General features: G+C 69.2%; 14 protein-coding genes and 1 pseudogene. 9 read left to right on the top strand and 6 right to left on the bottom strand.

What is annotated here, in order from left to right:
• Positions 1-2: 2 nt before the first annotated feature.
• The 3 genes from POL67_RS02970 to POL67_RS02960 are packed head-to-tail and all read left to right on the top strand — an operon-like array spanning position 3 to position 5,202.
• Complete coding sequence (locus POL67_RS02970; protein WP_271915366.1) at positions 3-2,243, top strand: DUF5682 family protein; 2,241 nt, start codon at positions 3-5, stop codon at positions 2,241-2,243.
• A complete protein-coding gene (locus POL67_RS02965; RefSeq protein ID WP_271915364.1) occupies positions 2,240-3,373 on the top strand; it encodes a VWA domain-containing protein in 1,134 nt (377 codons plus the stop codon). Before POL67_RS02970 ends, POL67_RS02965 begins: the two co-directional genes overlap by 4 nt.
• Entirely contained in the window at positions 3,370-5,202 is a 1,833-nt protein-coding gene (locus POL67_RS02960) for a YehQ family protein (protein WP_271915361.1), read from the top strand. Before POL67_RS02965 ends, POL67_RS02960 begins: the two co-directional genes overlap by 4 nt.
• Positions 5,203-5,208: 6 nt before the next feature.
• Here POL67_RS02960 and POL67_RS02955 read toward each other — a convergent pair whose 3' ends face one another.
• Positions 5,209-5,697, bottom strand: a complete 489-nt coding sequence (locus POL67_RS02955) for an aromatic-ring-hydroxylating dioxygenase subunit beta (RefSeq protein ID WP_271915360.1) — start codon at positions 5,695-5,697, stop codon at positions 5,209-5,211.
• Positions 5,694-6,941 (bottom strand): aromatic ring-hydroxylating dioxygenase subunit alpha, encoded by a 1,248-nt coding sequence (locus tag POL67_RS02950; protein WP_271915357.1) that lies wholly within the window; start codon positions 6,939-6,941, stop codon positions 5,694-5,696. Before POL67_RS02950 ends, POL67_RS02955 begins: the two co-directional genes overlap by 4 nt.
• Positions 6,942-7,073: 132 nt before the next feature.
• On the opposite strand from POL67_RS02950, the gene POL67_RS02945 reads away from it, so the two are divergent.
• Positions 7,074-8,324: a 1-aminocyclopropane-1-carboxylate deaminase/D-cysteine desulfhydrase gene (locus POL67_RS02945; RefSeq protein WP_271915354.1), complete on the top strand. Its 1,251-nt coding sequence runs from the start codon at positions 7,074-7,076 to the stop codon at positions 8,322-8,324.
• A gap of 9 nt (positions 8,325-8,333) precedes the next feature.
• On the opposite strand, the gene POL67_RS02940 is transcribed toward POL67_RS02945, so the two are convergent.
• Both POL67_RS02940 and POL67_RS02935 read right to left on the bottom strand, forming a co-directional pair.
• Positions 8,334-9,035: a hypothetical protein gene (locus POL67_RS02940; protein ID WP_271915351.1), complete on the bottom strand. Its 702-nt coding sequence runs from the start codon at positions 9,033-9,035 to the stop codon at positions 8,334-8,336.
• Positions 9,035-9,841: a hypothetical protein gene (locus POL67_RS02935; RefSeq protein ID WP_271915349.1), complete on the bottom strand. Its 807-nt coding sequence runs from the start codon at positions 9,839-9,841 to the stop codon at positions 9,035-9,037. Before POL67_RS02935 ends, POL67_RS02940 begins: the two co-directional genes overlap by 1 nt.
• Before the next feature lie 115 nt (positions 9,842-9,956).
• Between POL67_RS02935 and POL67_RS02930 the strand changes: the two genes are divergently transcribed.
• Positions 9,957-11,738, top strand: coding sequence for an FG-GAP repeat domain-containing protein (locus POL67_RS02930; protein WP_271915346.1), 1,782 nt, complete (start codon positions 9,957-9,959; stop codon positions 11,736-11,738).
• Between the two features lie 90 nt (positions 11,739-11,828).
• Positions 11,829-12,698: an SDR family oxidoreductase gene (locus POL67_RS02925; RefSeq protein ID WP_271915343.1), complete on the top strand. Its 870-nt coding sequence runs from the start codon at positions 11,829-11,831 to the stop codon at positions 12,696-12,698.
• A gap of 10 nt (positions 12,699-12,708) precedes the next feature.
• Here the strand turns inward: POL67_RS02925 and POL67_RS02920 are convergent.
• A pseudogene (locus POL67_RS02920) lies at positions 12,709-13,014 on the bottom strand (ArsC family (seleno)protein); the annotation flags it as partial.
• A gap of 199 nt (positions 13,015-13,213) precedes the next feature.
• Between POL67_RS02920 and POL67_RS02915 the strand changes: the two are divergent.
• Genes POL67_RS02915 through POL67_RS02905 form a run of 3 tightly spaced genes read left to right on the top strand, consistent with a single transcriptional unit; the run spans position 13,214 to position 16,335 of the window.
• A complete protein-coding gene (locus POL67_RS02915; RefSeq protein ID WP_271915341.1) occupies positions 13,214-14,518 on the top strand; it encodes an APC family permease in 1,305 nt (434 codons plus the stop codon).
• Positions 14,519-14,566: 48 nt separating this feature from the next.
• Positions 14,567-15,601, top strand: a complete 1,035-nt coding sequence (locus tag POL67_RS02910; protein WP_271915339.1) for a C-type lectin domain-containing protein — start codon at positions 14,567-14,569, stop codon at positions 15,599-15,601.
• The gene (locus POL67_RS02905; RefSeq protein WP_271915336.1) at positions 15,598-16,335 is read left to right on the top strand and encodes an alpha/beta hydrolase; all 738 of its coding nucleotides are present in this window, start codon (positions 15,598-15,600) and stop codon (positions 16,333-16,335) included. Before POL67_RS02910 ends, POL67_RS02905 begins: the two co-directional genes overlap by 4 nt.
• Here the strand turns inward: POL67_RS02905 and POL67_RS02900 are convergent.
• Entirely contained in the window at positions 16,332-17,642 is a 1,311-nt protein-coding gene (locus POL67_RS02900) for a glycosyltransferase family 4 protein (RefSeq protein WP_271915333.1), read from the bottom strand. The genes POL67_RS02905 and POL67_RS02900 overlap by 4 nt on opposite strands.
• Positions 17,643-17,746: the final 104 nt, after the last annotated feature.

Below are 17,746 nucleotides of genomic sequence, written 5' to 3'. Positions count from 1 at the left end.
CCGTGTCTGGAAAGCTCCACGTCGTCGGCGTACGGCACCACAGCCCCGCGTGCGCGCGGCTCGTCGCGGCCGTGCTCGCGCGCGTCGACCCGGCCGTGCTGCTCATCGAGGGCCCGTCCGACTGGAACGTCAAAATGGCGGAGCTCGCGCTCGACCACGCGCCGCCGATCGCGATCTTCACGCATTACCTGACCGAGGACGGCCCGGTCTCGTCCTTCACGCCGTTCTGCGCGTTTTCCCCGGAGTGGGTCGCGCTCCGCTGGGCCTTCGAGCACGGGAAAACCGTGCGGTTCTGCGATTTGCCCTCGTGGAGCAAGGCGTTCGTCGGCGTGGAGAATCGGTATCGCGACGAGGACGATCGCTACGAACGAGCGCTCGAAGCGCTTTGCCGCCGCACGGGCACCTCGGACCTCGACGCCTTGTGGGATCACCTCTTCGAGGGCCGCTCCCCGGACGAGCTCGAACCCGCGCTCGAAGCCTACTTCCAGCAGATCCGCGGCGATACGGAGGCGGGGGAGCGGGACGGCCCCCGCGAGGCCTTCATGCGGGATCATGCGTCGTGGGCGCTCACGCGCGGCGACGTCGTGCTCGTGTGCGGCGGATATCATGCGCCCGCGCTCGTCGACATCACGCCCGGCGGCCCCGAGCCCGTTCCCCCGGCGCCCCCGCTCGGCGGCCAGAGCCACCTCGTACCCTGGACCTATGCCCGCATGGATAACTTCGCCGGCTACCAGGCCGGAATGCCCTCGCCGATGTGGTGGGAGCTCGAATGGAAGCTCGGCGCGGGCGTGGCGGAGGCGATGCTCGATCGCAGCCTGGAAGCCTTGCGCAAGAACACGCAACGGCCCACGGTCGCCGACCATATCGCGGTTCGCACGACCATCGGCGCGCTCGCGGCGCTGCGCGGGCACGAGACGCCGAAGCGCGTGGACGTGCTCGACGGGCTGCTCTCCGCCCTCCTCCGCGAGCCGCTCCCCGGCCCGCCGCCCTGGTCGCGGCGTGGCATCGTGACGGGCGATCTGCACCCGACACTGGCGACGCTCCTCCGCACATTCACGGGCGATCGGGTGGGCCGTTTGTCCGCGGGGACGGAGCGACCGCCGCTCCTCCGCGACGTGCACGACACGCTCTCCCGCCTCGGGCTGTCGCCGCCGAGAAACCCGCAGACGGTCTCGCTCGATTGGCGTATCGAGGGGGAGCGCGAGCGATTGCGGGTCCTGCATCGATTGCGATTGCTCGAAATCCCGGGGTTCGTCCGGGTGCATGGGCCGGCGTGGGGCACGGACGCGCGCATGGCCGAGGCATTCAAGCTCGTCTGGCGGCACGATCAGGATCCGGCCATCATCGAGGCCTCACGCTGGGGCTCGACACTCGAAGGCGCGGTCTCCTTGCTCCTCTCGCACCGCTTGCTCGCGGCCGATTCGCTCGCCGCGCGCGTGGACGCGCTCGGGGACGCGGCATTCGTGGGGCTCACGAAGCTCGCCGGCGAGATCCTCGATCTCGTGGCGAATGCGGTGGCCACCACGCCCTCGTTTGGCGCGCTCGGACCGGCCATCGAAAAACTCCTCGGCCTGTGGCGTCACGGCGAATGGCTGGAGGTCGTCGGCGCGCCGATCTTCGCGCCGGTGCTGCGCGCGGCCGGCGAGCGGTCGTTGTCGCTGCTCGCCGGCATTCAGGGGACGGATCTGCTCCCGGCCGATCTCACCGCGATGCGCTCGCTCGCCGAGCTTTTGCGCCATGGCGAGGCGCTCGGCCTCGATCCGGACGATACCCGCGCCGTGCTCGCGCGCAGGGTCACGGACCGGGCCGCGCCCGCGATGCTGCGGGGCGCCGCGCTCGGCGCGATCTGGTTCCTCGACACCGAAGCCGCGCCCGTGGATTCGGCCATCGACGGCGCGCTCTTCGCCTCCTCGGAAGGGCGGCTCGGCGATTACCTCGCGGGCCTGTTTGCCCTGGCGCGTGGGCCTGCGCTACGTGACGAACAGCTCGTCGGCGCGGTCGATGCGGCCCTCGGCAAGCTCGACGACGACGCATTCCTCATCGCGCTCCCCGCATTGCGCCTCGCTTTTTCGTGGTTTCCGCCGGCCGAGCGCGCGCGGTTCGGCGCGCTCCTCGCCACGCGCTGGGGCAAACGGGCGAATGCGTCCTGGATCGGGGACGTCCCCGCAAACGTCTTGCAAGCCGGCCTCGCGCTCGACGCGCGGGTGCTCTCGTGGGGCCGCGCGCTCGGGGTGCTCGAATGAGCACCTACGACGCGGAGACGCGGTGGCGGCTGATCCTCGGACCCGCCGGCAATGACGGGCTCGGAGCCACGGACGCCGGAGCAGGCAATGCCGGGGACCTCGAACGCGCCCTCGCCTGGCTTTACGATCGCGAGGCCGACGGCGAGGCGAGCCGCTCGATTGCACGCGGCGGCCCGGGCAGCGGGCCCGAGCACCCGCTCGACGTGCCGGAATGGATCAACAAGATCCACGAGCTCTTTCCGAAAGAGGCCATCGAGCGCCTCGAATCGGACGCGCTGCACCGCTATGGCATCCTCGACGTGGTCACGCGGAAAGAGGCGCTCGAAAACGTCACGCCTTCGCTCTCGCTCGTCGAGGCGATCCTGCGCAGCAAATCGCGCATGGATTCCCACGTGCTCGACGCCGCGCGCGCGATCGTGAACAAAGTCGTGGAGGATCTGAAGAAACGCCTCTGCGACGAAATCGAGCATCGGCTCGGCGCGACGCCGTTCCGGCACCGGCGCTCGCGCTTCCGCGTGGCGCGGAACCTCGACGCGCTCCGGACCATCCGGAGAAACCTCCAGCACTGGGACCCGGACAAACGCCGGCTCGTGATCGAGCGCCCGGAGTTCTTCGCCCGCGTCCGGCGCTTCGGGCCGCGCTACCAGGTCATCGTGCTCGTCGACCAATCCGGCTCCATGGCGCGCAACATCATTCACGCGGCCGTGGTCGCGTCGATCCTGTGGAAGCTCCCGTCCACGCGCTCGCACCTCGTCGTGTACGACACGGAGGTCGTCGATCTGACGCAATACGTGGACGACCCCGTCGAGCTCCTCATGCGCGTGCAACTCGGCGGGGGCACGGACGGGGCGAAGGCGCTGCAATACGCGGCGGAGCTCGTGGACGTGCCGCACCGGACGGTGCTGCTCTGGATCACCGATTTCGAGGATCACGCGGACAAACTCGTCCGTGAAGTGACCGCGCTCGTCGGCGAGGGGGTCACGGTGTTCGGGGCGGCCTCGCTCGACGATCAGGTGTGCGGCGCCTACGACCACGGCGTCGCGCAGGCGGTCGCGGACGCAGGCGCGCACGTGGCGGCCACGACGCCGAGCAAGCTCGTGGGATGGCTCGTGGAAAGGATGCGGCGATGAGGGCCGATCTCGCAGCCCTGACGCCCGAGGCGCTCGCCGCACTGGCGAACGTGGGCCTCGTGAAGCGCGCCCAACGGGAAATCGAGGCTGGACAGGGGCCGAAGGTCCACGAGGACGAGAATGGCGTCGTCGTCGCGACGTTCCCGGACGGCATTTCGACGCAGCTCCTACCGGGCAAGGCGCTGAAGGACACGCCCTGCGGCTGCGGGGCGAAAACAGTGTGTCGGCATCGCATCGCGGCCGTGCTCGCCTACGCGGCGGCGGCCGGGGCCGAGACGCGGCCGCCGTGGGAGATCAACGCCGAGGAGCTTTTGGTTTGGCTCGGCGAACGGGCGCCGCTCGTGGACGCCGCGGAGGCCGCGGGGGTGGAGGTCGAGATCGGGACGAACCCGCCGATCGCGCGTTTCTCCGGGTGCACCGTGCGTTTCTTGTCGGGGGCCGATCTCGCGCACGCGCGATGTGATTGCGCGACGCCGCCGTGCGTGCACGTGCCGCTCGCGGTTCGGGCGTTTCAGCGGCTCTCTGCCGAGGATCGGGCGCGGGGCGCGGGGCACGTGCGCCTCGGGCCGCCGCCGAAACCCACGATTCCCGCGGCCGTGCTCGCCGGCGTGGAGGGCCTCCTCGGACGAACCCTCGCGCGCGGGCTCGCGGACGCGCGCGGGCTCGCGCAGGCGCGCGAGGAGGTCCGCGCCCATTTGAAGGAATCTCCCTGGCTCGACAGCTTGATCGAGGACATCGAGGCACAACGCGAGGCGTGGGAGATTCGCTCGGCGCTGCACGACGCCGGGGAGGTGCGGAGGCTCGTCGCCGAAGGATGGGCGCGCGTGCGGGCCGCGAGAAACGGCGGGGATCCCGCCGCCTTGCTCGGCCTCGGCGAGCCGCTCGAAGTCCCGCTCGATCGGGCGCGGCTGCTCTCGCTCGGCGCGCGGCTCTCGGCGGCGGGATCGGCGCGCTCCTTGGAGGTGCTTTTCTGGGACGGCGCCACGGTCGTGTCGTGGAGCGTGGGGATCCCCGACAAGGTCGATCCGGCCTCCGTGATCGCGGTCGCGGGCACGCCGCTCGGGGTCCTGGCCGGCGGGCAGATCATCTCGCGTCATCTCGTGCGTTTGGCGCGGCGAACCATCGAGATCCGGCGCGGCAAGGACACGACGGTGGTCCCGCAGCGCGGCGCGTGGGGCGACATCCCCGCGCCCTTCGGTTTCCCCGGTCCGAGCGCGCTCCTCGCCGACGAAGAGGGCAGGCCGCCCTCGTTCCTACGCCCGCGCGCGCGCACGGCGGCCCTCCGGGTGGTCGCGACGAACGGGGGCGTGCAGGGGTTGTCGTGGTCGCCTGGGCGTCAAACGTTGTCGGGGTGGATCGAGGACAACGACGCCCAGCTCCGCGTGGAGCGGGCGCATGAAGGGTTCGCCCCCGGCGCCCTCGCGGCGCTCGCGGAGGCGCTCCCGTCGGCGCGTTACGTCTCGGGCTGGCTGCGTGAATCGCGCGGCGGGCGGGTGCTCGAGCCGATCGCGGTGGTCACGGATCACGTCGTCATCCCGGATCTCGCGCCCGCCGCGCCGATCCCCGCGCTCCCGCTCGCCGCGCCCGAGGCCGCGGATCTGCTCGGCGCCGCGCTCGGGCGGCTCGAATCCGCGCTGGACGCGCTGGCGCAGGACGGCGTGCTTTCGGCGCGGATCCCACCACTCGGGCCGGCGCTCGCCACGGTCGGATTGCGGGCGATGGCGGCGACGTATACGCGCCTCGAAGCCGCGCGGGCGGCCGGGGACCTCGGCGAGGCGACAAAAGCCTGGGCCGACGCGGCGATCTCGGTCGCGCTCGCACGGGCGTGAGCGTGGCTAAAGCGGATACACGACCGTATTCGGGATCATCGTGGTGTCGTAGATGCACCGCTTGCCGGAAAACAGGAGCTTCCCGTCCGCGACCACGAGCGTGTCCCGGTATTGCCCGGCGACGAGCACGGTCGTCTCACGCTCCACGAGCGTCTGGAGCAGCACGAAGTTCGAGACGGCCTCGATCCGCTCCTCGCTCCGCCAGATCGGCCGGACGTTGCTGATGAAATGCCGGTACGTGCGCGGCGAATAAAACAAGACCTCTTTGAGCGCGGTGGCTCGATCGATCATCATCCCGCGCCCCTCGCAACGCACAAGCGCGAGCGGCAATCCGCGCTCCTCGTTCTCCCGGGAGACGACCTCGTAGAGCGCCCCCTCCGTGAAAAAGAAGGGCCATCGTTCGAGCGCGCCCTCGTCGAGGGCGGCGGCGTAGTCGTAGAGGACGTCCTCCACGGCCGCCCGCAGCGTATATCCGCGCAGGTTCTCCGGGTTCATCGCTCGTCCTCCGCCCTGGTGAAGCCCATCACGTGCATGTAATGGTGGAAGAACGCCCGGAGCGCGACCTCCGTCACCATGACGTTCGCGTCCTCCCGATCCCGCCCGCCCATTTCGACGACGGCACACGCGTCCCGGCCATTACGAAGCCCCTCCTGCGTCGCCTTCAGCGCCTCGCCGTCGTCGAGTGAGACCAGCCCCGCAGGGCCGAACAGGTTCGCCTGACGCAATCGCCGCGCCGAAAGCGCCTCGTCGTCGTCCTCGTAGCCGAAGAACGTCCACGAGAGCTCGGTGCTGTCGGGTCCACGCGGGACGATGTGGCGCGTCGCCAGCGAATTGCCCTGCTGGTGGAGAATCAGGTTCGGGAAGAGGGTCATCATGACGACCCCGACCCCGTCGCGGAACTCTGCTTGCATGTCGAGCAGCCGGCGGTCTTGCAGCGTGTAATCGCTCTTGTACGAGGCCATCTCGCTCGCGGCCACCGTGAGCTGCCGCGCGCCGTGGCGCGAGACGAGCGCCGCATGCCGCCCGGATGCGTCGAGCCGAACTTCGGATTTTTGATCCGCGCGGAACAGACCAAACGTGACGAGAAACGAATGCAGTAGGGTCGCGTGGTAAGGGTCTTTCGTGTTCTCCAGGATGAGCTTCCAGTTGCAGGGGATCCGCTGGCGCATGTATCCGAGCACCCGCAGGGGGCGACCGTCGAACACCCGATCGAAGTAGGCGCGCATCGGCTCGGCGAGGTATTGCTCGAACGGCTCGGGCTCCTCGGCATACGACGCGAAGACAGCGCCGTTGTGGTTCGTCACCCGAAGCTTACGCAGCGGGTGGTCCGCGAGGTCGAAATCGTCCGGCATTCCGCCTTCGCCGTGGATTCCCCGCTTGAACGGCACGCCGCAGAGGTTGCCCTGGAGGTCGAACGTCCATTGATGGTAGGGGCACTGGAAGCGCGTGGCCTTGCCCGCGCTCGCGCGGCAAAATTCCATTCCTCGGTGGGCGCACCGGTTTTCGAGGACGTTGATCTTGCCCTCCTTGTCGCGCACCAGGATGACGGAACGATCGCCCACGTGGCTCCGCTGGAAGCTACCCGGTTCGGGGACCTCCGCGGCGAGGCCCACGTAACACCAGGACTGCCCGAAGATCCGCTCCTGCTCGACGCGGAAGACCTCCGGGTCGTCGTAAATCCAGTACGGAGCCCGGCTCGCGCCTTCCGCCGGCCACACACGCATGGGTTGCTTGGTCATTGGACTCTCCATCCCCGGGGAGAACATCGGGACCAGGCAGAGTGCGAAAAGACGACCGTCCGCGCATCCCCTGTGCGACTCTCGCCCCCCTGCTTGCTCCAGGCCGGTCTGCGTGAAAAACACATGCCAGCAATGGAAAACCCGATCACGGGCGTTCCAGGGCGACGGATGAAGCTCGATCGACGTACCTTCTCGGCCCTCGCGCTCAGCACGCTCGCCGGGTGTGAGGAACGGACACCCACCCCCGCGGACGCCGCCGCGTTCGCGCCCGCATCCGCTGCGCCCGCTTCCGCTGCCGCACCCGAGCCCGCGCCCGCCGATGACGTCCCGCCCCTGTTCCGCGCCCATCCCGGGCTCGCGCCGCATCTGCCGCGCCTCCCGCTCGGCCTGTTGCCGACGCCCGTCGCGCGCGCCGCGAAGCTCGGCGAAAAGGCCGCGCTCGCGGGGCTCTACGTCAAACGTGACGATCTCGCCGGCGCGGCCTATGGCGGAGGCAAGACACGCAAGCTCGAGTTTTTCCTGGCCGATGCCCGCGCGAAAGGCGCGCGCGAGATCGTCACGTTCGGCGCTTTCGGGTCGAACCAGGCGGTCGCCACAGCCCTGTACGGCGCGGCGCAGGGCTTCGCGGTCACGCTGCTGCTCGCCCCGCAAACGCCGAGCGCGTACGTCCGGACGAACCTACGCGCCGCGCGCCGCGCCGGGGCCACGATCCGGGTCGTGACGGGCGGCGTCGCCGAGGCCGAGGCCCTGGCGAAGCGGGCCGCGAAGGCGGCCCAAGGCGTCGCGCCATACCTCGTGCCACCCGGCGGATCCTCGCCGCTCGGAAACCTCGCGTTCGTCAATGCAGGCTTCGAACTCGCCGAGCAGGTCGGCGCCGGCCATTGCCCATTGCCCGATTGTGTCTACCTCGCCATGGGCACGATGGGCAGCGCGGTTGGCCTCGCGCTCGGACTCGAGCTGTCAGGGCTCCGGACCGAGGTCGTCGCCGTGCGCACGTCGAGCCCCGAGACGTCGAGCGAGGCGCGGTTTTTCGCGATGGCCCGGGAGACCGTGGCCTTCGCGCGTTCGCTCGATCCGACGTTCCCGGACGTGCGCCTCGGCCGGGCCCGTGTGCGATTCTCGACGAACCACCTCGGCGCCGGGTATGGTGCGCCGACACGAAAAGGAGAACGCGCCATCACGCTCGCCGCGGAGACGGAAGGCATGGCGCTCGAACCAACCTATACGGGAAAAACCCTCGCCGCTCTGCTCGACGACGCCACGCGCCTCGCGGGGAAAGTCGTGCTCTTCTGGAACTCGCAGAACAGTCGGCCGCTCGTGACCGAGGGCGTGAAGCCCGAGGACTTTCCGCCCATCCTCCGACAAATTGTCGCCGATCGCTGAACGCCGCCGTCAAGGCGTCCAGCTCACGTCGACGGTGCGGCTCAGCACGAACCAGGCATAAAGCCCGATTTGCGTCGCCGGCGGGGCGATCGGCTCCTGGAACGTCGCAGTCCGCGCGAGCGTCACCTGGAGCGGGCACGGGCCAGGCGCCGCCGGATCCAAGGGCGCGAGCTCGGCCTGGAGGATCTCGTATTGGCCCACGTCGTTCGGCAATGTGCGGCTCAGCGGCTTGATGCACGTCCCGTCGACGACGAGGCCGAGCACGTGTTTGCCCTCGGGCGCTGCATTCCAGGCGAGCTTCAGCGGAGAATCCCCGAGGAGCGGCGCCGCCGTGAGCCCGATCGGCGGCGGCACGGGGAGCACACGGTCGAGGATGCTCCGGTCCACGCGGCGCTCCAGATCCAGCGTGATATCCCCCGACAAATCCGCGACCTCGGCGAGGTAGACGGGGCGATCGTCCTCCTCGATCTCGCGCAGCGCGAGGGGCTCTCCCCCCATGCGGAGCCGCAAAGTGTCTCCGTCCGACAAACGCAACCCACCGAGCGGGCTGGAGATCCGGGCGCGCACCGTGGCGCCGTCTCCGCTATCGGTTGCGTCCAGAGAAATGAGCATGTCGAGGGTCGAGACGTCGGTCGAGCGCACGGGCTCGTCCTCGCACCCGGCGAGCGCCGCGAGCGCGAGGAGCCCGATCCCAAGCGCGCGCGTCGTCATCAAAACACCACGAGCCCGGCGAAGACGCCCCCGCCGATCGATCGATAAAGCCGCGTCGGCTCGCCGCCCCGCACCTCGTCGACCCGCACGCGCGCGCCCACCTGCAAGAGACCCGTGCTCACGCCGAGCTCCACGTCGTGCTCCTGCAACGCGAGCTCGTTCGTGGTGATCGGGACGAAGCGGTAGGCCGTTTGAAGGCCAACGGTCTCCGTGGGAAAAATCCGGAACCGCGCGAGGCCAAACGGCGCACCGTGATAGCCCGGTTCGAGCCAGACCGGGCGGCCGTACTCGAAGGTGCCGCCCACGCCGAGGACGAACGAGCCAGGCGCCCGGCCCTTCCAGCGGAACGGCGCGACGAGACCCGCGCCGGAGAGGCCGATCTCGACCTGCGCATTCTCGTCGAATCCGATGGGGCCGCCATTCAGGTGAATCTCGAAGCCGAACCGCTCGTGCGGAAAACGCACGACGTCGAGGTCGATGAAGCCGACGAGGACCTGGTACCGCGCGAGCGTCCCGAGCCCCAGCATTTTCAGGCCCCGGACGTACATGACGCCCGCGTCGAGCCGCGCCATCTCGACCGTCGAGCGCTCCCGCGGCGCGGAATGGTTCCCGGCCGGCGCGGAAGGCGCCGCGACGGGCTCGGGCGGCGGCGGGAGCTCGGGCAGAGGCTCGGCCGGCTGCGAGGGCGCGGCCTCGTCAGGCGAAGCCGCGCCAAGCACGAGGGGCGCGAGGAGGCAGAGGAGGGCGCGGGCCGCGCGGCTCCCGTGGGTTCGTAAAGCTCGGTTTTCCGTGGCTGACGCGCGCATGACTCACCGGGGTCGCACGAGGCGACCTTACCACGACCGGAAGAAGTTTGATATCCTCGGCCCCGCCGCCGCTGGGGGCGGACGCGGCTCCTTTCTTTTGCGCGACAAGGACGACATGACCCACATACGCTCATTCCATCACGCGATGTCCGGGTGGGGCAAACCCCTGCTCTCCTTGCTCCTCGCCTCGGGCCTCTCCCTCGCAGCCGCCTCCTGCGGCGAGAGCGAGGGTCGTCCCGGGGGCCGGACCGGGGGCTCCACGACGGGAGGCACGCGCAACACGACGTGTGAGAAGGGCGAAAGCAAGGGCGAGGTGGCCGCGCCCGAATACAAAATGACGCTCGGCGGCGAGACGAGCTGGTTCGCCTCGCCCGTCGTGCGCGACCTCGACGGCGACGGAAAACGCGAGCTCATCGCGGCCTATTCTTCGGTCTTCGTCCACGACGCGGAGGGCAACGTGCTCGCGAAGGCCGAGGGCGGCGAGGGGCGCGTGTACGCCCCGCACATCGTCGCCGATCTCGAAGGCGACGGGCTCGTCGACATCGTCTACGGCAGCGATCACGAGGTCTGGGCGTACGAGTGGAAGGACAAGACGCTCGTGCCGAAGGCTGGTTTCCCCGCGAGCACGACGACCGCGAACAACGCGCCCGAGGTGCGCGGCATGGCCGCAGGTGACCTCGACGGCGACGGCGTGCTCGAGATCGTGGTGACGACGACGCAAACCGCGAGCACGGAGGACGGCGGGGCGCAGGTCTTCGTGTTCCGCGCCGACGGGTCGCTCCACCAGCCCGCGGGGCTCGGGTTTCCGGCGTGGCCGCGCTACAATAGCCTCGCGGGCGCCGGGAATGACGCGGATCGCAATGGCATGGGGCATTCCGGGTACGGCTGCTACGGGCTCAACGTGGCGGTCGGGAACATCGACGACGACCCGGACCTCGAGGTGCTCGCGACCTACGACAACCACCACATCCAGGCGTTCGACCACGATGGCGTGGCGATCGACGCCGCGCCGTTCTTCACGAACCGCGCGAACGAATTCGAGGGCCAGCGCCTGACCTGGGGCCAGTTCATCCGTTGGGCCGATCCGAAGGTGGAGGCGGACCATTACAATTTGCACACGGGCGAGTGGCCGCACCCGTCCTTCGCCGAGTGGCTCCAGTGGACGGCGTCGCCGCCGAACGTGGTCGACCTCGACGGGGACGGGAAAAACGAGGTGCTGGGCGTGCCGAACGTCGAAAAAAACGAGCCGTACGAGACGCAGGCGTATGCGATCATGGTGCTCGAAGGCGCGCACGGCGACGGGAGCCGCTCGGCAATGCGCAAGCCCGGCTGGGAGACCTTGCCGCGCGGGGAAAAACCCATCGAGGTGGAGGGGTACTACCCGCCGGGCGGTGTGCCCGCGGCGACGACGGTGAACATCCAGGGCGATGACAAACCCGAGATCGTGGCGCCGTTCAACGACGGGTTCGTCTACGCGTTCGGCGCGGACGCGAAGCAGATCTGGCGCTTCAATTACACGCACGGCAAATCGATCATGTTCGCGACCGAGGTGACCGTCGCGGACCTGAACCAGGACGGCTCGCCCGAGCTGATGTTCGCCACGTATGGGGATCCGAACGTGCTCGACTCGGGCTATCTCGTGGTCCTCGGCGCGGACGGGACGCTGCTCCACGACGTGCCGCTCCACAACACGGGCGAGCAAAATGGAAATGGCAACGGCGCGCCCGCGGCACCCGCCATCGGGGACCTCGACGGCGACGGGCAGGTCGAGATCTTCGTGCAGACCTTCGAGCACGGGCTCGACGTGTTCACGGTGCCAGGATCGGCCGAGAATTGCCTGCTCTGGTCCACCGCGCGCGGCGGCCCGCTCCGCATGGGTCAGCCGAACGGCGATTGATGTTCGATTTTTGCTCGGTGACGGGTCGCCCCCTTCCCACGGGACGGAGCCGTGATTATCTAGCGCCCTTCCCGTTGGGAGGAGAACCCGATGAGCCAGAACGTCTTCGTCACCGGTACGAACAGCGGCTTCGGCCGCCTCATCACGCTCACGCTCGCGAAGAAGGGCCACACGGTCTTCGCGACGATGCGCGACATCACGGGCCGCAATGCGGCGGCCGCCGAAGAGCTCACGAAGGCCGGCGAGGGCCGCGTGCACGTGCTCGAGATGGCGGCGACCGACGACGCGTCCGTGAACAAAGCCGTGGCCGCGGCGCTGGAGAAGGCCGGGCACCTCGACGTCGTGGTGAACAACGCCGGATACGCGGCGCTCGGCCTCGAAGAGACGCTGACGAGCGAGGATCTCCTCCGCCAATACGACGTGAACGTGGTCGGCCCGCACCGCGTGCTCCGCGCGGCGCTGCCGTCGATGCGCGCGCGCGGCAAGGGCTTCGTCGTGCAGATCTCGAGCGCCCTCGGGCGCCTGGTCTTCCCGGTGATGGGCGCCTACGGGTCGAGCAAGTTCGCACTCGAAGCGCTGAGCGAGGCGTATCGTTATGAGCTCAAAGCGACGGGCGTCGAGCTCACGATCGTGCAGCCGGGCGCGTTCCCCACGGAATTCGGCCAGAAGCTCGCCGTGGGCGGCGAGCAGGAACGCGCCCAGGGTTACGGGCCGTTCGCGAACGCGTTGGAGATGATGGGCAAGAGCTTCGAGCAGATGTTCTCGGGCGACAACGTGCCGAGTCCGCAGCTCGTGGCGGACGCGGTCCTCGCGCTCGTCGAGTCGCCCGCGGGCAGCCGCCCCGCGCGCGTGGTCGTCGACCCGACCTCGGCGCCAGCGACCGAGGGGCTGAACAAGGCGCACGCCGAGGTGCAGAAACACCTGCTCGCGGGCATGGGCATGGGCAACCTGGCGGATTGACCCTTCTCGCTCACCCCTTCCCGAGCCCGAGGACCTCGGCGTAAACCTCGGGATCGAACCCCACCACGAGCGTTTGTCCGACCCGCATCGTCGGGGCCCGCAAGCCGCCCGTCGGCCCGAGCAGGGCCCCGAGCACGTCTGCGTCGGGCGGACACGCGCGCATGTCCAGCGTGACGCGCTTTTTTCCTTTCACCGCAACGACACGCTCGGCCTGCCGGGCGAGCGTGAGCGCAGCTTCCTCGCCGAGCTTCAGCTTGCCGGCGTCGGCCATTTCCACGATCGACACATTTTCTTGCGCGAGAAACTCCCGCGCTCGGGTGCACGAGGTTCACCCCTTGCGATGATAATACCAGTCGGCTCGCTCGTTCATGCCGGATTCCTCCTTTGCCGGACGATGAAGGGTTTTACCCGGAACGTCAAGTGGTTCGGCGCTCGAAGAGGTTGCCTCGCGTGGCGCATGCGTCCTAGACTGGCAGCCCGCTCCGCCCCTCTCTACCTGCCATGGAGTCCGCATCATGAGCGTCTCCACCCTCGACGCCGAGGCCAAGGCCCAGGCGCCCTCGCTGCGGCGCAGGCTCACGTTGTTCGACGTCCTCTGCATCGGGGTCAACGCCACGGTGGGATCGGGCGTGTTCGCGCTGCCCGACGACATGTACCGGGTGATGGGCGGTTTTTCTCCGCTCTCCTTCGCGCTCTGCGCGCTGCTCCTCATGCCGGTGGCGCTCTGCTTCGCCGAGCTCGCGGGCCGGCACGCCGACACGGGCGGGACGTACCTCTATGCGCGCAATGCGTTCGGCGACCGGGCGGGTTTCCTCGTCGGCTGGTTTTGCTGGGCGAACACGTTCGTGAGCTGGGCGGCGAACGCGAGCCTTTTCGTGGAGCTCGTGGGAATCCGCGCGCCGCTCGTGGGGCCGGCCGTCGCCGCGACGGTCGTGGTGGCGCTCGGGGCGGTGAATTATTTCGGGGTGAAACCAGGCGCGTGGGTCGTGAACGCGATGACGGTCGGCAAGATAGGCGCGATCCTGTGTTTCCTCGTCGTGGCCGTATCGCTGTTCGATCCGTCGCGGCTCGGGGGAAAACTCCCGCTCGGTGCGCTCGGCGTGGGGCAAGGCGTGTATCTCGCGCTGTTTCCGCTGCAAGGCTTCGAGGTCGCGCCGATCGCGGCGGGCGAGACGCAAAATCCCCAGCGCAACGTGCCGGTCGGGACGCTCGGCGCACTCTCGATCTCGGCGCTGCTCTTCATCGTGGTGCAGGCGGTGCTGGTCGCGACGTACCCGCGCATCGGCGAGGAGTCGGGGCAGCCGCTCGTGGACGCCGCGCGGTATATCGGGCCGACGATCGGCGCGATCGTGGTCGCCGGCAGCTTGCTCTCGGTCGGCGGATTCACGGCGGGCAGCGCGCTCGGGTCGCCGAGGTACGCGCAGGCGATCGCGGCGCACGGGCTCATGCCGGCGGCGCTCGCGCGAATCCACAGGCGCTGGGGGACGCCACACGTGGCGATCTTCTGGACGACGGTCATCACGGCGGCGCTCGCCTTTTTCTTCGATTATCGGCGCCTCGTGGGGATGTCGAACATCACGATCGTGATTCAATATCTGTTCACGTGCCTCGCGGTGCCGGTGCTTCGAAAGAAAGACGGCGATTCGAAGGGGTTCCGCGTGCCGGGCGGGAAGTTCGTTCCTTTCGTCGGCGCGGTCGGATCTGTGGCGCTGCTCGCCGGCGCGGAGAAGCCGGAGTTCTTGTTCGCCGGGGTGACGCTGGTGCTCGGGATGCTGGTCGCGCTGGGCACGAAGCGATTCAGGCGCGCCGAGAGCGCGTGAATGCCTTGACAGGCAGGCCTGGGGGCTGATGCGATCCGCGCCATGCGGATGTCTGCTTCGCCTTGGTCTCTCGTCTTGCTGGCCCTCGCCGGCTGTGGTCCGGGCCCGGCGATCGTATCGGACCCCGACGAGGCGCTGAAGCCACGAACGTTTGCGTCCGCATCCGCCGCGGCGTCTGCTTCCGCGGCCCCCTCGGCCTCCGCTTCCGCCTCGGCTCCCGACAAACCGAAGCTCGAAGTGGCAGGCGGCGCGCTGCCGCTGCCACCTTTTTCGTGCGGCAAAGGCAAGGAAATCGTGGCGGCGACGGGCACGTATTGCGTGTTCACGGAGCTGCGCTCGTGGCAGGACGCCGAGCGGCATTGCGAGGAGCACGGCGGGCACCTCGCCTCGATCACGTCCGAGGCCGAGGCGCAGGTGATCCGCGCGGCGATCGTCTCGCCCGTGACCAGCGAGAACGTATGGCTCGGGCTCGTCGAGCCGACGGAGGGGCGATGGCTCGGCCCCGACGCCAAGCCCGTGCGTTTTTTCGCGTGGAACGACGGGGAGCCGAACAATGACGGCGGCGCGGAAAACTGCGGCGCGTGGCTCATCGGGAGCGGTCGCTGGAACGACGTCGATTGTTTCGTCCCGCGCATGGCGCTCTGCGAGAGCCGGTCGCCCGCCGGGACGAGAGGCGCGCTCAAGTGCGGCGAGGACAGGCGGATCATCGTCGGAAAACGCGAGTATTGTTTGCAGGATGCCGCGACGTGGTCAAATGCACATGCGCGGTGCGTGCAATCCGGCGGGGACCTCGCGGTCCTCGATTCCGCGGAGGAGAACGACGCGCTGTTCGCCGCGATCGGCGCGAAGATCGACGTCGGGTCGATGTGGATCGGCCTCTCGGACGCAGCCCAAGAGAACGATTTCCGGTGGGCCTCGGGGGAGCCGCTCGGCGCGCCCCCGTGGCGAGGCGGCGAGCCGAACAACCTCGGCGACGAGGATTGCGCGGAGTGGCTCCCGGGCGACGGGCGCGCGAACGATCTCGCCTGTCAGGAAAAACGTGCGAGCTTGTGTGAAAAGCCGAAGGCGAGCGTCGCGAGATGACGGCGACCTTCGTCCTGGTCCACGGTCCTTTCCTCGGCGGATGGGGCTTCCGGCGCGTGGCTTCGCAGCTCGAACGCGCAGGGCATAACGTTTTCACGCCGACGCTGACGGGCATCGGCGAGCGCTCGCACCTGCTCGGACCGCACGTGGGGCTGTCGACGCACATCGAGGACATCACGAACGTGCTCGTGTACGAGGATCTTCGCGACGTGATCCTCGTGGGGCAAAGCTACGGCGGCATGGTGATCACCGGCGTCGCGGACCGCGTGCCGGAGCGGATCGCGCAGCTCGTTTACGTCAACGGGCACGTGCCGACGAACGGGCGGAATGCGATGGGCGGGTTTGGCGGAGGAACAGCCGATAAGCTCGGCGAGATGTCGGGCGAGGAAGGGCCCCGGCTCTTGCCGCCCTTTCCCTTCGAGGCGATGGGCATTTACGAGCCCGAGGATCGGGCGTGGGTGGGGCCGAGGCTGACGCCGCATCCGATGAAATGTCTCGAGGAGCCGATCGTGCTCGCGCACGGAGAACCCCGGATGCCCCGCGCCTACGTCTACGGCACGGCGCGTGAGGACCTGATCGCCTTCTTGAAGGCCGATCCGATCGCCCATTTCGTGGAAAAAGCGCGCGCGGACGGGTTCGCGTTCTACGAGTTGACCGCGGGTCTGTTCCCCATGATCAGCCACCCGAAGGAGCTCGCCGAGGTGCTCGAAAGGATCGCCTCCTCCGCTCGTTAAGCGGCCGAAGGCGCGCGCGTTTGTCCCTGCGAACCAGCGATCTCGCGGACCACCTCCGCGAGGCGGCCGGCGATCGCGCGGCGGTGAAATGGTTCGAGGCCCTCGGGTCGGGAAGGAAGGAGGGGTTCGCCGCGCTGGAAGGAGCGCGCGATCCGTTCGAGCGCCGCGGCAATGGCAGCGGGCTCGCGCGGGTGGACGACGACGCCGAGGCGATGACGCACGATGAGACACGAGAGCGCTCCCTCGGGCGCGAGCGCGAGGCAAGGCCGGCCGACCGCCATGATGTCGAAGATCTTGCCTGGATAGATGGCCGCATTGCCAGGGATGTCGTCGACGACGACGAGCGCGAGGTGGCTCTCCGCGAGGAGCGAAAGCGCCTCGTCGTGCGGGCGAAAGCCGAGGTGCCGGACCATGGGGAGCGGGGCCTCGTCGAAGACGGCGCGCTCGGTATCGACGACACGGCCGACGAAGCGAATGTCGAAGAGGTTTGCGAGCGCGGGCGCGCGCTCCGCGAGGAGGCGGAGGCCCGCGAAGAGGCCACGCGGCGAGGTATGCCAGAACGTCGTGCCGGCATAGGTCGCGACGAGCTTGCGTCCGGGCGCATACGGCGGCGGAGGCGTCGCGGCGATGTGCGCGAAATCGTCAGGATCGTAGCCGTTCGTCAAGGTGATCACGCGCCGCGCGTCGAGGTCGCGATACCGCGCGAGCAGGTTCTGGCGAAACTCCTCGGTGGCCGTGAGGATACGCGCGGCGCGCCGGACGAGGGCAGGCTCGATCGTGTCGATGGCGCGCGAGAGGAGCGGCCCGCCGTGCATTTCATAGGTGGCCGCGGTGCGCCATTCGTCGCGATAATCGAGGACGAACGGGACCCGCGAGAGCGGGCCGAGCAAAAAGGGCGAGAAGGGCGGGCCGCTGACGAGGACGGCGTCGACGTTCGCCGAGAGGCGGCGAATCGCGGCCGCGGCCGCAGGGAGCCAAAGGATCTGCGGGTCCGGGACGAGCGCGGCGGAGGCGAGGCGCGCGAGGGCGCGGCGCGCACCGGCGAAGCGGCCTTTCGAGGCGGCGCCGCGCCAGACGGCGGCCTTTTTCTCGTAGCTCGGTTCGAGGGTGCGGACGCGGACGACCTTCACTTCGGCCGGGACGTCGCGGAGCAAGCTCTCGTCCCGGATGGGGACGGACGGGTTTTCCGCCGTGAGCACGGTGGTCTCGACGCCCCACGAAGGTAGGTACTTGGCAAACTTGGTGACGCGCTGGACGGCGACGCCGCCAACGGGCGGAAAAGCATACGAAACGATGAGCAGGCGCAAGACCGACCCCCCCGCGTGAAATGCCGGGCCAACGATTGCACGGCGGCGCGGGCCGGGCAAATGGGGGCCCGGTGTGAGCGGAAAGAGCGTCCTGGGCGCGGTTT

Origin of the sequence: Polyangium mundeleinium (assembly GCF_028369105.1) — a bacterium.
In the GTDB taxonomy this organism is placed as follows: Bacteria; Myxococcota_A; Polyangia; order Polyangiales; family Polyangiaceae; genus Polyangium; species Polyangium mundeleinium.
Note: the sequence above shows the minus strand (reverse complement) of the source record. Positions and strands in the feature narration are given on the sequence as shown.

Excerpts from the sequence above, each read along its gene's own strand:
- POL67_RS02965 (WP_271915364.1), top strand. The coding sequence starts at position 2,240 with ATGAGCACCTACGACGCGGAGACGCGGTGGCGGCTGATCCTCGGACCC.
- POL67_RS02960 (WP_271915361.1), top strand. The coding sequence starts at position 3,370 with ATGAGGGCCGATCTCGCAGCCCTGACGCCCGAGGCGCTCGCCGCACTG.
- POL67_RS02955 (WP_271915360.1), bottom strand. The coding sequence starts at position 5,697 with ATGAACCCGGAGAACCTGCGCGGATATACGCTGCGGGCGGCCGTGGAG.
- POL67_RS02950 (WP_271915357.1), bottom strand. The coding sequence starts at position 6,941 with ATGACCAAGCAACCCATGCGTGTGTGGCCGGCGGAAGGCGCGAGCCGG.
- POL67_RS02945 (WP_271915354.1), top strand. The coding sequence starts at position 7,074 with ATGGAAAACCCGATCACGGGCGTTCCAGGGCGACGGATGAAGCTCGAT.
- POL67_RS02940 (WP_271915351.1), bottom strand. The coding sequence starts at position 9,035 with ATGACGACGCGCGCGCTTGGGATCGGGCTCCTCGCGCTCGCGGCGCTC.
- POL67_RS02935 (WP_271915349.1), bottom strand. The coding sequence starts at position 9,841 with ATGCGCGCGTCAGCCACGGAAAACCGAGCTTTACGAACCCACGGGAGC.
- POL67_RS02930 (WP_271915346.1), top strand. The coding sequence starts at position 9,957 with ATGACCCACATACGCTCATTCCATCACGCGATGTCCGGGTGGGGCAAA.
- POL67_RS02925 (WP_271915343.1), top strand. The coding sequence starts at position 11,829 with ATGAGCCAGAACGTCTTCGTCACCGGTACGAACAGCGGCTTCGGCCGC.
- POL67_RS02915 (WP_271915341.1), top strand. The coding sequence starts at position 13,214 with ATGAGCGTCTCCACCCTCGACGCCGAGGCCAAGGCCCAGGCGCCCTCG.
- POL67_RS02910 (WP_271915339.1), top strand. The coding sequence starts at position 14,567 with ATGTCTGCTTCGCCTTGGTCTCTCGTCTTGCTGGCCCTCGCCGGCTGT.
- POL67_RS02905 (WP_271915336.1), top strand. The coding sequence starts at position 15,598 with ATGACGGCGACCTTCGTCCTGGTCCACGGTCCTTTCCTCGGCGGATGG.